Annotated in this window: 8 protein-coding genes; 3 read left to right on the top strand and 5 right to left on the bottom strand. The window is 71.5% G+C overall.

Annotation, left to right across the window (positions count from 1 at the left end):
• Nucleotides 1-76: 76 nt before the first annotated feature.
• The 3 genes from ACH4U7_RS00715 to ACH4U7_RS00705 all read left to right on the top strand — a co-directional run bounded on the left by ACH4U7_RS00715 (nucleotide 77) and on the right by ACH4U7_RS00705 (nucleotide 4537).
• Nucleotides 77-994: a RimK family alpha-L-glutamate ligase gene (locus ACH4U7_RS00715; protein ID WP_398525867.1), complete on the top strand. Its 918-nt coding sequence runs from the start codon at nucleotides 77-79 to the stop codon at nucleotides 992-994.
• Nucleotides 991-1881, top strand: a complete 891-nt coding sequence (locus ACH4U7_RS00710) for a RimK family alpha-L-glutamate ligase (protein ID WP_398525866.1) — start codon at nucleotides 991-993, stop codon at nucleotides 1879-1881. The genes ACH4U7_RS00715 and ACH4U7_RS00710 overlap by 4 nt, the downstream gene beginning before the upstream one ends.
• A gap of 88 nt (nucleotides 1882-1969) precedes the next feature.
• Complete coding sequence (locus ACH4U7_RS00705; protein WP_398525865.1) at nucleotides 1970-4537, top strand: SpoIIE family protein phosphatase; 2568 nt, start codon at nucleotides 1970-1972, stop codon at nucleotides 4535-4537.
• A 180-nt stretch (nucleotides 4538-4717) separates the two neighbouring features.
• Here the strand turns inward: ACH4U7_RS00705 and ACH4U7_RS00700 are convergent, their stop codons facing one another.
• From ACH4U7_RS00700 to ACH4U7_RS00680, 5 genes are all read right to left on the bottom strand, one after another.
• Nucleotides 4718-5947: an alginate lyase family protein gene (locus ACH4U7_RS00700; protein ID WP_398525864.1), complete on the bottom strand. Its 1230-nt coding sequence runs from the start codon at nucleotides 5945-5947 to the stop codon at nucleotides 4718-4720.
• Nucleotides 5948-6012: 65 nt separating this feature from the next.
• The gene (locus ACH4U7_RS00695) at nucleotides 6013-6681 is read right to left on the bottom strand and encodes a ThuA domain-containing protein (RefSeq protein ID WP_398525863.1); all 669 of its coding nucleotides are present in this window, start codon (nucleotides 6679-6681) and stop codon (nucleotides 6013-6015) included.
• Between the two features lie 163 nt (nucleotides 6682-6844).
• Entirely contained in the window at nucleotides 6845-7888 is a 1044-nt protein-coding gene (locus ACH4U7_RS00690; protein ID WP_398526426.1) for a LacI family DNA-binding transcriptional regulator, read from the bottom strand.
• Between the two features lie 217 nt (nucleotides 7889-8105).
• The gene (locus tag ACH4U7_RS00685) at nucleotides 8106-9743 is read right to left on the bottom strand and encodes an AMP-binding protein (RefSeq protein WP_398525862.1); all 1638 of its coding nucleotides are present in this window, start codon (nucleotides 9741-9743) and stop codon (nucleotides 8106-8108) included.
• A gap of 123 nt (nucleotides 9744-9866) precedes the next feature.
• On the bottom strand, nucleotides 9867-12407 hold the full coding sequence (locus ACH4U7_RS00680; protein ID WP_398525861.1) for an ATP-dependent Clp protease ATP-binding subunit: 2541 nt from the start codon (nucleotides 12405-12407) through the stop codon (nucleotides 9867-9869).
• Nucleotides 12408-12632 lie beyond the last annotated feature (225 nt).

The raw sequence follows: 12632 nt of genomic DNA, 5'->3' as shown, positions 1-12632 counted from the left end.
CGGTGTGCCATGACATGCTGAGACGTTATGGCGCGCCGGACGGGTCGGCGAACGTCCGGCGTGACAGGGAAGGTCCATGAGGCTCTGCTTTCTGGTGGAGGAGCACTACCGCTACGACGGCATGCCGTTGGAGGTGATCCGACAGCTCACCGCCTGGGGACACCGGGTGGATGTGGTGTGGCCGGGGAGCTCCTTGGTGAGTGTGTCGGAGGCGGTCGGGACGGGCAGCCATGACGCCTGGGTGCTCAAAACCGTCTCCGGGGGCCCGGGCCTGACGTTGCTCGAGGCCGCGGCGGCCGTGGGGCTGACGACGGTCAATGACGCCCGGTCGATCCGCGGGGTGCGGGACAAGGTGCTGGCGGCGGCGATCGGCACCGCCCGGGGGCTGCCGATGCCGCGGACCTACGCGGCGGCCCGGCCCGAGTTGCTGGCGGAGATACCGGAGGCGGAGTTCCCGCTGGTGGTCAAGCCCGCCGACGGCAGCTCGGGGCGAGCGGTGCGGCTGGTGTCCTCCCCCGACCGGCTGGCCGGGCTGGGGGCGGAGCTGGCGGGGGAAAGGATGCTGATAGCCCAGCCCTATGTGGCCAACTCCGGGGTCGACCTCAAGGTCTACTGCGTGGGCGGCGAGCTGTACGCGACCGAGCGGAGCTCGCCGCTGCACCCCGAGGAGCCGGTCCGCGAGCGGCGGGTGGCGCTGTCCGCCGAGGTGGGCCGCATCGTCACCGAGGCCGGGGCGGTCTACGGCCTGGATCTGTACGGCGTGGATGTGCTGCTGGGCCCGGACGGCCCGGTGATCGTCGATGTGAACGACTTCCCGAGCTTCCGTCAGGTGCCGGACGCGGCGGCACGGGTGGGGCGGGCCGTCCTGGAGCTGGCCCGCCGGGGCCCGAACGTAGCGGGGGCGACAGCGGGAGCAACGGCCGTGGTACCCGCGACGCCGGCGCGGGCGCGGGTGGCGGAACAGGTTCCCGCGGGCACCGGCGAGAGCCGATGAGGATCGGTCTGATCACCCCGGAGCCCGAGCACCCGCTGCTGGCCGCCACGACCGCGCTGCTGACGCCCCTGCACCGGGTGGAGGCGGTGGATCCGGGCGGCTGGAACGGCGCACCGGAAGATCCGGACTCCTTCGGGGCGCTCGCCGATGTCTATCTGCTGAAGGCGCACATGCAGCGCGCGCTCGGCCTGGCCCGCTATCTCGAAGAGCGTGGCGCTCCGGTGCTGAACGCGGCGGGGCCGACCGAGCTGTGCCAGGACCGGACGGCGATGGCCGACCTGGCGCTACGGGCCGGGCTGCCCTTCGCGCGCACCAGGACCGTACCGGCCCTCGCCCGGCTCGATGGCGAAGAGCTCGCGTATCCGGTGGTGATCAAGAGCCGGCACAGCCGACGGCACGACCTGGTGGCCCGGGTCGACGACGCCGCCGGGCTGCGCGCCCTTGGCGCCGTCTGGTCGGGCGAGCCGGTGGTGGTGCAGCCGTTCACCGAGAACAGCGGCTGGGACCACAAGCTGTGGGTGATCGAGGGCAGGGTCTTCGCGGCCGTACGCCGGTCGGAGCTGGCGGACCCCGACCGCGGCCCGGCGCGGTCGCTGGCGCCGGGGGATCTGCCGGACGGCTGGGCGCGGCTGGCGCTGCGGGTCGGCTCGGTCTTCGGACTGCGGGTGTACGGCGTGGATGTGATCGACGCGGGCGGCGGGGCGCCACTGATCGTGGACATCAACGCTTTTCCGGGGATACGCGGCCAGGCCGGCGCCCCCGAGGCGCTGGCCGAGCTGGCGCTGCGCACCGCCGAGCGGGGCGCCGTCCCGGACAGCCGAGCCATCCCGGACAGCCGAGCCATCGCGGACGGATCCCGGCCCGGACCATGGCCCGGGGCCGATTGAGCGGGCCCGGGCCCGGGGATCATCCTGAAGAGGGGTCGTGGCGTCCGGGCCCCGAGCCCGGGCATTCGGACATGGCCCGGCGAGGCAGATGCCGATGCGCAAGAACGAATCCACCAGGTCCCGCGGTGGGGCCGAGGAATTCGGGCATCAGCGGGCCGCGCCGCTCTCGGCGGCGATCGAGGTCGATGCCCGCGGGTACATCACGGCCTGGGGGCCTGATGCGGCGCGGCTGCTCGGCTACCAGCCCGGCGACATGCTGGGGCATCCCGTACGGGACCTCCTCGCCGGTGATCTCCCCGCCTCGGCCCGGAGGTATCTGCGCGCGCAGCCGGGCGATGGCTGGAGCGGCCCGATCAAGGCCAGGCACCGGGGCGGGCACCGCGTACGGCTGGCGGTCCAGGCACATCCGCTGACCGGCGCCGACGGCGGGCTCCGCTGGCTCGTGGTGGCGGGTACGGCAGCGGAGGCCCGGCCCGACACGGAGCCCGGCGCACCGGAGCTGTCCGAGGAGGAGCGGCTGCTGGAGAACTGGACGCTGGCCCAGATGCCGATTCCCGTGGCGGTCTACAACGCCCAGGCGCGGCTGGTGGGCGCGAACGTGGCCATGACCCGTCTCATGGGGCGGTCGGTGGACCAGATGCGCGGGCTGCGTCTGCGCGATATGGACCCCCGGCCCATCGTCCAGGAGCTCGACCGGCTCCAGGAGGAGGTCATCCGCACCGGGGAAGGGCTGAGCCATGAGGGCTTCGACCCCGCCCGGACCGTCTATCTGATCCCCGTCAAAGACGCGGTGGGCGTGGTGCGGGGCCTGTCGGCGGTGGTCTTCGACTACACCGAGCAGTACCGGGCCCGCCGTCGGCTGGCCATCGTCAACGAGGCGAGCGGTCGGATCGGCACCACCTTGGACGTGAGCCGGACGGCGCAGGAGCTGGCGGATGTGGCGGTCGACCGGTTCGCCGACTTCGTCACCGTCGATCTGCTGGACGCGATCTACCACGGGCAGGAGCCGATGGTGAGCCCGGCGAGCCGGGCCGTGGACTTCCGCCGTATCGCGCAGCAGTCCGTTCTGGAGGGCTGCCCGGAGGCGTCGCTGGTGGCCGGGGGCGCGGATGCCTGGCCGGAGTACTCGCCTCCCGCGCAGGCCCTGGCGGCGGGCCGCGGTGTGCGGCACTCGACCGGGGACGAGGAGATCCGGCGCTGGACCCGGGAGGTCCCCCGCCGTGCCGAGTCGGTGCGCCGGTACGGGATCCACTCGGTGATGGCGGTGCCGCTGATCGCCCGGGGCACCACGCTGGGGGTCGCGATGTTCTACCGCCACCGGACGCGGGATCCGTTCGACGACGACGATCTGCTGCTGGCCGAGGAGATCACGGCGCGGGCCGCGGTGTGCGTGGACAACGCCCGCCGCTACACGCGTGAGCGCGCCGTCTCGCTGGCCATCCAGCGCAGCATGCTGCCGCGCACGGGGATGCGGCAGATGGCCGCGTCGATCGCCTCCCGCTACCTTCCGGCGCGCACCGCGGCGGGGGTCGGGGGCGACTGGTTCGACGTCATCAGGCTCTCGGGAGCCCGGATAGCCCTGGTCGTGGGCGATGTCGTGGGGCACGGGGTGCACGCCGTGGCGACCATGGGGCGGCTGCGGACGGCGGTTCGTACGCTCGCCGATATCGGTCTGCCCCCGGACGAACTGCTCACCCACCTGGACGATCTGGTGCTCCGCCTGGACGAGGAGGAGTTCCACACCGCCGAAACCGAGCCCCGTACCGGCGAGACCGAGCCCCGTACCGGCGAGACCGAGCTGCGTCACCAGACGGGCGGTCTCGTGGCCGAGGAGCGGAAGGAGAGCACCGGCGAGCTGGGCGCCACCTGCCTGTACGGGGTGTACGACCCGATCACCCGCACGGCATCCTTCGCCAGCGCCGGCCACCCCGCGCCCGTCGTGGTCACCCCCGGCGGGGCGGTCACGCTGCCGCGGGTGCCCCCGGGGCCGCCGCTGGGCGTGGGGGGCCTGCCGTTCGAGACCGTCGATATGGAGCTCCCGGAGGACAGCACGCTCGTGCTGTACACGGACGGGCTGCTGCGGTCCGCCGCCCGCGACCCCGACGAGGGGCTGGCGCTGCTGTGCCGGGCGCTGACCAAGCCCGGCGAGTCGGCCGAACAGATGTGCCAGTCCGTGCTGGACGCCCTCACGCCGGAGCGGGGCAGTGACGACATCGCCCTGCTGATCGCCCGGACCCGCACCCTGGACGCCGCCAGCGTGGCCACCCGGGATGTACCGGCCACCGCGGCGACCGTCGCCGAGGCGCGCCGCTGGACCTCCCGGCAGCTGACGGCCTGGGGTCTTGAAGAGGCGATCTTCACCACCGAGCTCGTGGTGAGCGAGCTGGTCACCAACGCCATCCGCCATGCCAGCAGCCCCATCCAGCTGCGGCTGATCCATGACGCCGGGCTGATCTGCGAGGTCTCCGACGCCAGCAGCACCGCCCCGCATATGCGCCGGGCCCGCAGCTTCGACGAGGGCGGGCGCGGACTGCTGCTCGTCGCCCAGCTCACCCAGCGCTGGGGCACCCGGCAGACCCCGCACGGCAAGGTCATCTGGGCCGAGCAGAGCCTCCCGCCGAGCGGCGAGAACGGCGCCCTTTCGTTCTCCGCCTGAAATGCGAGCAGCCTGAGGCAGAGTTACGGCGTCTTCTTGGGTAAAAGGTGAGACAGGGGGGCCGTTGTGAACTGCAGTCAGTGCGGAGCGCCGGTCATCCAGGGGCCCAATGGCGGTTGGAGCTGTAACAACTGCGGGGCCTCGGGATGACCGGCGTCGAACGAAGACCGTCGTACCGCCCTACTTGGCGTACAGCAGGGTTCCGAAGCCCAGCTGGTCGAAGCCACCGCTCGTGGAGCCGTAGTCTCCACCGCCGCCCTCGGGGCGGACCTTCTCCGCCATGGCCGTGATGTACGGGACGGACAGGCCCCGGCGCCTGGCGTAGTGGTAGTGCAGGATGTCCCACACCGGCCGGAGCTGGCCGCGGCTCGCGGAGGAGATCACGGTGTGGGACTGCTGGGCGCAGTTCTGGCCGGTGCCCCAGGTGTAGGTGGTGAAGGGGACGTCCTGGCCGAGGTTGTACTTGGCGACGTACTGGGCGGCCTTCATGAAACGGTTGCTGTCGTAGCCGTACAGGTCCTCGCCCTGGGACCAGGCCATCTCGCAGAAGGCGCCCATCTGGCCCATGCCCATCATGGTGTGGCCCTGGTCACGGCCGGACTCCTGCCACTGGGCGAGGCCCTGGCTGTCGTACAGGAACGGGACGGCGTGCTTGATGGAGCCGTTGCCCGCGCCGTTCTTGAAGTAGTTCACGGCCTGGTCGTACTTGGCCCCGTCATCGCACAGGATGCCGATGGCCAGGATCGAGTTCATATTGCACAGGTCCCAGTTGGCCCAGTAGTTGGTGATGCAGGCGTCGTTGTGACCGGTGAGGAACTGGTTGTTCAGCGGGTAGAAGACGTTGAGCATCATCCTCTTGAACCGCTCGAGGTCGAAGCCGGAGTAGCCCCGCATCAGCTCGGCGGCGTTGGCGAACTGGTAGCCGTAGATCCCGGCGGCCAGGAACCGGTCGGCGTTTCCGGTGACCGTGGTGAGCGTGGCGGACCAGGCGTTGAGGATGTCGCGGGCGGTGTCGCCGTGGGCGGTGGTCCCGGCGATCTTCCAGCGCAGGGCGTTCTGGTAGGCGGCGTGGATGTCGTTGTAGAGGATGCCGTAGTTCTCGCCGGTGCCGCCGCGGATGATGGTGGCCTGCGGGTTGGCCTTCCAGCCTGACTGGGCGTGCGAGTTGGCGATCAGCCGGTTCCAGCCGGACAGCCACGGGTCGTTCCCCGCGGCCACCCGTACCTTGGCCCGGTTGAGCTCGCCGTAGGCGTGCAGCATGCCCGGGTGGGTGAAGGTGGCCGGGGCGGCGCCGGCGGAGCCCGCGGTGACGGCGGTGGTGATGCCGCCGGCGGCGCCCGCGAGGGCGAGCCCTCCGGCGGCCTTCAGCACTCCGCGGCGGCTGAGCTTATGTGTGTTCTCGCGGCTCATCGAGAAGTCACTCCCATCGTGGGGGGGGTGGTCGTGGGGGGGTGTGGGGGTGGTGCGGAATGTGGTCAGTGCTGTGATCGCGCCACGTGGCGGAGCCCGCCGAGGAGGTGGGCCCGGAAGGCGGGATCGTCGTACGCCTCACTGGTGTGTCCGAGCGCGGTGTAGAAGACCCGCGCTCCGTCGTGCTCATGACACCAGACGAGCGGATGGTCGGCCCCCATCCCCCCGCCCTCGTACGAGGTCTCGTCGGCGGAGGCCAGCACCCGCACCGCACCGCGCGGACTGGCCCGGAAGTCGTACCACTCGTCGGTGAACGCCCAGGTGGCGCCCAGATGGCCGGTCGCCGGGTGGTCCCGGTCCTCGATGGTGAGGACGCCCGGCTGCAGTGCGGGGTGGCGGTCGAAACGGGCCCGGAGCAGCTCCCCGTAGTACGGCCAGCCGTACTCGGTGCACGCGGCCGCGTGCACGCCCATGAACCCGCCGCCGCCCCGCAGGAGAGACCGCAGCGCCTCCCGTCCCTCGGGGGTGAGCACATCACCGCTGGTGGACAGGAACACCACGGCCGCGAAGCGGTCGAGGCCGCGCTCGAGGGCCCTCGGGTCCTCCGTCGCCTCCACGTCGAAGCCGTGCTCGGCGCCGAGCTCATGGAAGGCACGGATGCCCTCGGGGATGGAGTCGTGCCGGTAGGCGGTGGTGCGGGTGTAGACGAGGAACCTCGGCCGGCTCTGCGCCATGGTGGTCGCTCCAAGAAGGCGTGCGGTGGGGGAACCCAAGGAAACCGGTGTCCATCATGGGCGTGCCGCACCGCGCCGTCTTCCACCGCTACCAGACGCGAAAATTTTCGATAGCCTCCGCCGACGACCGTCGCACGCGAAAGCCGTCGGCAGAGACCGTTTTCTAGCGGTTTTCCGGGGGACGGCCGGGTGCCCTGGTCGACGCGCGGATGACGATATGTGTACCGAGCACCTGGTGCTGGCTCTCGGGCAGTTCCTCGCGGTGCAGGGCCAGCCGCACGGCGGTGCGCCCCAGCTCCTCGTGCGGTACGTGCACGGTGGTCAGCGCCGGGTAGACGTCGATCGCCACCGGAATGTCGTCGTACCCGGCCAGCGACACGTCCTCGGGCACCCGCAGACCGCCCTCGCGCAGCGCCTGCAGCGCCCCCGCCGCCACCATGTCGGTGCCCGCGAACACCGCGCTGAACTCGGCCCCGGAGGCCAGCAGCTCCCGGGCCGCGCGATAGCCGTGGGCGCGGGTGAAACTTCCGTCCAGGATCAGGGCCGGGTCCGGGCTCAGGCCCATCAGCTCATGGGCCCGGGTGAAGCCGCTGATGCGCTGGGTGCTCGTGGACAGGCCCGGGACCCGGGCCAGATACGCGATGCGCCGGTGTCCGGCGCTGAGCAGGTGGGTGGTCATCGCGAAGGCGCCGGCCTCGTTGTCGTATTCCACCACGGTGGCCGGTACGCCCTCGCCCAGCGGCGGCCTGCCGACCAGCACCAGCCGCGAGCCGACCCGGTCCAGGGCGTGCGCGAAGTGCGTCATACGGTCCTGGTATGCCTTGTCCTCAGAGGCACCGCCGACCACGATCACCGCGTCGGCCCGCTGCTCGCGCATCGCCTCCACCACGGCGAGGACGCGCTGCGGATCGCCGTGCGTGGTGCACAGCATGCACAGCCGCCCCTCGGCGGACGCCTGCTCCTCCACGCCGCGCGCGATATGCGCGTAGAAGGGGCCGGTCACATCGTCCACGACGAACGCCACCGTCTTGTTGGTGGACCCGCCGAGCGCGCGGGCGTGCGCGTTGACCACGTAGTCCAGTTCGCGCATCGCCTTGACCACCCTGGCCCGGGTGGCCGCGGCCACCGGATAGGTGCCGCCCATGACCCGGGAGACGGTGGACGCGGACACCCCGGCGCGCTTGGCGACGTCCCTGACCGTGGACACGTCCCTGCCCGCGGTGGACTCCGCCGCCCGCTTGCCCGCCTTGCCCGCGCCGGTTGCCTCAGCTGCCTCGTTCACGTAGGCCTAATCCCCTCGGCTGCTCTTTCCAGGGCTCGGTTCTCCCCCAGCTACCGCTGGGAGGTGCCCCTCGGGCCGCGTATCACCCTGCCCACCGCGTAACCGCTCACGATAGCCGAGCGGGGGCCGCCCCGGGCCCGGCTCAGCGAGCGCGGGAGCTGACCTGGCGCGGGCGCAGCAGGAAACGCTGGGTCTTGCCGCTCGAGGTCTTGGGCAGCTCGGTGACGAAGTGCACGCTCCGCGGGTAGGCGTGCTTGGCCAGCCGGTCCTTGACCAGCTGCTGGAGCTCGGCGGCGAGGGCGTCGGGGTCCGAAGGCGACGACGCCCCCGCGCGCAGCACCACGAATGCCTCCATCACCTCGCCGTGTTCCTCGTGGGGGACGCCGACCGCCGCCGCCTCCGCCACCGCCTCGTGTTCCAGCAGCACGCTCTCCACCTCGAACGGGCCGATGCGGTATCCGGCCATCAGGATCACGTCGTCGCTGCGCCCGGAGAAGAACAGGTGGCCGTCCTCGTCCCGGGAGGCGGTGTCGCCGGAGTAGAACCAGTGTCCGTCGGGGCTGAACTTCTCGGCGGTGCGCTCCGGGGCGTCGCGGTAGCCCTCGAACCACATCAGCGGGCTCTTGGTGATGTCCATCGCCACCCGGCCGGGCATACCGGTCTCGGCGACGGCGGAGTTGGTGTCCTCGCGCAGGACGGTCACGCTCCAGCCGGGCAGCGGCCTGCCCATGGAGCCGGGCTTGAGGTCGGTGCGCAGCGCGGGGTGCCAGGCGTTGGCGATGGCCATGCCCAGTTCGGTGGAGCCGTAGTGGTCGCGCACCGGGATGCCGAGTGTCCGCTCCGCCCAGCTGACCACGTCGGCCGGCAGCGGCTCACCGGCCGCGGAGGCGCAGCGCAGCCGCACGCCGTCGGGGGCGGGTGTGCCGCGCAGCTTGCGGTAGACGGTGGGGCCGGCGGCGAAGTTGGTGACGTTGAAGCGGGACAGCACCGCCCAGGTCCCCTCGGCGGAGAACAGGCTGTTGTACAGCAGGCTGCGCAGGCCGAGGGCGAGCGGGGCGATGATCGCGTAGTACAGCCCGTAGGCCCAGCCCGGGTCGGCGGCGTTCCAGAACACATCGGTGGGCCGGTGGTCGAGGCCGAACTCCTGGTACATGGCGAATCCCGCGACGGCCCGCAGCGGGATGGGCACGGCCTTGGGCGGTCCTGAGGTGCCGGAGGTGAACAGCTCCACGATGGTGGCGTCCCCGCCGAGGACGGCCGCCTCGTCCAGCGGCGGGTGTCCCGCGAGTAGCTCGGCGAACGACAGGTCGCCTTCCTCGGTGGGCCCGGTGGTGATGATCCGCCACGGCTGGTCGCTGGGGAGGTCGGGGCCCGCGGCCAGTTTGGGGCGCTGCCCGGCGTCCGTGATCACGACCTTGGTGCCGTTGCCGGTGACCCGCAGGGCGATGGCCGGGGGCGCGAACGCCGTGAACAGGGGCACCTGGACTGCGCCGATCCGCCAGATCGCGAGTGTCGCGACGAGGAGTTCGGCGGACTTGCTCATCAGGGTGGCGACCCGGTCGCCGGGGCCCACCCCGAGGGCCGCCAGGGCGCTCGCCATCCGCGCGGAGGACTCGCGGAGTTCGCCGTAGGTCATGTCGTGCCCGCTGAGGTCGGCGCCGACCACCGTGAAGGCGACGGCGTCGGCCGGGTGCCGGTCGCACAGCAGATGGGCGGTGCACGCCGCCGGATCTCCGAAGGTCTTGAGCAGGTCGGCCATGCGCTGTTCCGGGCTGGTCAAGTGGGCTCCTCGTGCATGCGGGCGAGCGGAATCCAAGTGCCAGGGGCGGTGCTGTCCCCGTTGGCTTGTACACGCTATCGCGCCCGCTCGCGAGCTCGGCAACCAGTGTTCACAAGACCGTTGTCAGCCGAGTGTGGTGGTGGGGTTCTGCTCCTTGCGGAAGGTCAGCTTCCCTTCCTCCACATCGACTTCCACATGGCTGTGCGGCTGGAGCTTGCCGTTGAGCAGCATCCGGGACAGCGGGTTGTCGACTTCCCGCTGGATGGTCCGGCGCAGCGGCCGGGCGCCGTACTCGGGCTGGTAGCCGTGGTGGGCCAGCCAGTCGACAGCGGCGGGGGTGAAGTCGACGGGCACGTCCTGGGCGCGCAGCCGGCGTCGGGTCTCCTCCAGGAGCACATCGGTGATCTGCCGCAGCTGTTCGTCGGCGAGCCGCCGGAAGATGACGATCTCGTCGATGCGGTTGAGGAACTCGGGCCGGAAGTGCTCGCGCAGCGGGCGCAGCACCCGCTCGCGGCGCGCGTCCTCGTCGGCTTCCGCGCCACCGCCGAAGCCCATGACCGCGCCGCGTCCGGCGATCTCCTCGGAGCCGAGGTTGCTGGTCATGACGATGACGGTGTTCTTGAAGTCGATGGTGCGGCCCTGGGCGTCGGTGAGCCGTCCGTCGTCGAGCACCTGCAGAAGGATGTTGAAGACGTCGGCGTGGCCCTTTTCGACCTCGTCCAGGAGCAGCAGCGAGTACGGCTGCCGGCGCACCGCCTCGGTGAGCTGCCCCGCCTCCTCGTGGCCGACGTATCCGGGCGGGGCGCCGATCAGCCGGCTGACGGTGTGCTTCTCCTGGTATTCGCTCATGTCCAGGCGGACCATGCGGTCCTCGCTGCCGAAGAGCGCTTCGGCCAGGGCGCGGGCCAGTTCGGTCTTGCCGACGCCGGTGGGGCCGAGGAACAGGAAGCTGCCGATGGGGCGGTTGGGGTCGGCGAGACCGGCGCGGGAGCGCAGTACGGAGTCGGCGACGGCGGAGACGGCCTCCTCCTGGCCGATCACCCGCTTGTGCAGATGCGCCTCGAGGCCGAGCAGGCGGTCCCGCTCCTCCTGAGTGAGGCTGCTGATGGGGATGCCGGTCTGCCGGGAGACGATGTCGGCGATGTCCTCGACGGTGACCTCGGCGACCCGGCCGGCCGGGTGCTGTTTGCCGGAGCCCTCCTCGATGCGCCGGTTCAGCTCGCCGATCCGGTCGCGCAGCGAGGTGGCACGCTCGTACTGCTCGGCGGCGACGGCCTGGTCCTTGTCCCGGGTGAGCTGTTCGACCTCGCGTTCCAGCGCCCGGATGTCGGTGCCCCTGGTGCTGGAGCGCAGCCGTATGCGGGCGCCGGCCTGGTCCATCAGGTCGATGGCCTTGTCGGGCAGGAAGCGGTCGGTGAGATAGCGGTCGGAGAGCTCGACGGCCGCCAGCAGCGCCTGGTCGGTGTAGCGGACCTGGTGGTGGGCCTCGTAGCGGTCGCGCAGTCCGCGCAGGATCTCCAGCGCGTCGGAGGGGGCGGGCTCGGGCACCATGATCGGCTGGAAGCGGCGGGCGAGGGCCGCGTCCTTCTCGATGTGGCGGCGGTACTCCTGGAGGGTGCTGGCGCCGATGACATGCAGTTCGCCGCGGGCCAGGGCGGGCTTGAGGATGTTGCTGGCGTCCAGCGGGCCGCCTTCGGAACCGCCGGTGCCCACGACGGTGTGCAGCTCGTCGATGAAGACGATCAGTTCCTCGGAGTGGGCGCGGATCTCGTCGATGATGCCGGTCAGCCGCTCCTCGAAGTCGCCGCGGTAGCGGGTGCCGGCCACGACGCCCGCGAAGTCGAGCTGCAGGACGCGCCGGGCGAGCAGGATGTCGGGGACGTCGGCCTCGGCGATGCGCTGGGCCAGCCCTTCGACGACGGCGGTCTTGCCCACGCCGGCCTCGCCGATGAGGACGGGGTTGTTCTTGCCCCGGCGGGCCAGCACCTCGATGGTCTGCTCGATCTCCTCGTCGCGCCCGATGACCGGGTCGATCCGGCCCTCGCGGGCCATCTCGGTCAGGTCGCGGCCGAACTTGTCCAGGTTGGGCGTCTCCCGCCGGTTGGGTCCTGGACGGGGTTCGGCGGCACCGGGGGCCGCCGCGAGGCCGCCGGGCGGACCGGGGCGTGGCTCGAACCGGGCCGCATGCAGCAGCTGCCCGGCCGTGGAGTCGTGGTTGGCGGCGAGCGCGATCAGTACGTGCTCGGGGCCGATGTACGAGGAGCCGGAGGACCGGGCGATCTCATGGGCGTCGAGCAGCGCGCGCTTGACGGCGGGCGTGACCGCGACCGAACCGCGCGGCGGCCCCTCCCCCGTCTGCCGGTCGATCTCGGCGACGAGGGCTTCGGGGTCGGCCCCGGCCCGGACGACCATGGTGCGGGTCGGCTCGGCGGTGAGCGCCGCGCGGAGCAGGTGTTCGGTGTCGAGGTCGGTGGAGCCGCGGTCGGCGGCGTACGAGGCCGCGGAGGAGACGAGCTGCCGTGCGGGCTCGCTCATCAGGCGGCCGAAGTCGACGTGCCGGGAGCCGGGGCGCTGCCCGGCCGGTCCGACGCCGAGGAAGCGTGCGAGAAAGTCTCCGAGGGGGTCCGGACCGAATTCTTCCGATCCCTCGTACCCGCTGTTCATAGGCATCCGTCCCGGTGGCCCGGCGGAGATGCGGGCCCCGTTGTCATCGCTGCAAGGAGTCCCATTTGATCGACTTTGATTGATTTTATCCGACATCGGGGCCGCTCGCCGAGGGCTGGAGCAGATTCGTATGCACGACGTCTTCGCCGTCCCCTCATGTCACACTCCGGGACACCATGCCGTCTCCCCAGTGACACCCCCTCACAAGGAGGCCACCGAGATGGA

Source organism: Streptomyces sp. NPDC020845, assembly GCF_044334165.1.
Lineage (GTDB): Bacteria > Actinomycetota > Actinomycetes > Streptomycetales > Streptomycetaceae > Streptomyces.
Note: the sequence above shows the minus strand (reverse complement) of the source record. Positions and strands in the feature narration are given on the sequence as shown.

Coding starts and splice junctions, on each gene's coding strand:
- ACH4U7_RS00715 (WP_398525867.1), top strand. CDS start 77: ATGAGGCTCTGCTTTCTGGTGGAGGAGCACTACCGCTACGACGGCATG.
- ACH4U7_RS00710 (WP_398525866.1), top strand. CDS start 991: ATGAGGATCGGTCTGATCACCCCGGAGCCCGAGCACCCGCTGCTGGCC.
- ACH4U7_RS00705 (WP_398525865.1), top strand. CDS start 1,970: ATGCCGATGCGCAAGAACGAATCCACCAGGTCCCGCGGTGGGGCCGAG.
- ACH4U7_RS00700 (WP_398525864.1), bottom strand. CDS start 5,947: ATGAGCCGCGAGAACACACATAAGCTCAGCCGCCGCGGAGTGCTGAAG.
- ACH4U7_RS00695 (WP_398525863.1), bottom strand. CDS start 6,681: ATGGCGCAGAGCCGGCCGAGGTTCCTCGTCTACACCCGCACCACCGCC.
- ACH4U7_RS00680 (WP_398525861.1), bottom strand. CDS start 12,407: ATGAACAGCGGGTACGAGGGATCGGAAGAATTCGGTCCGGACCCCCTC.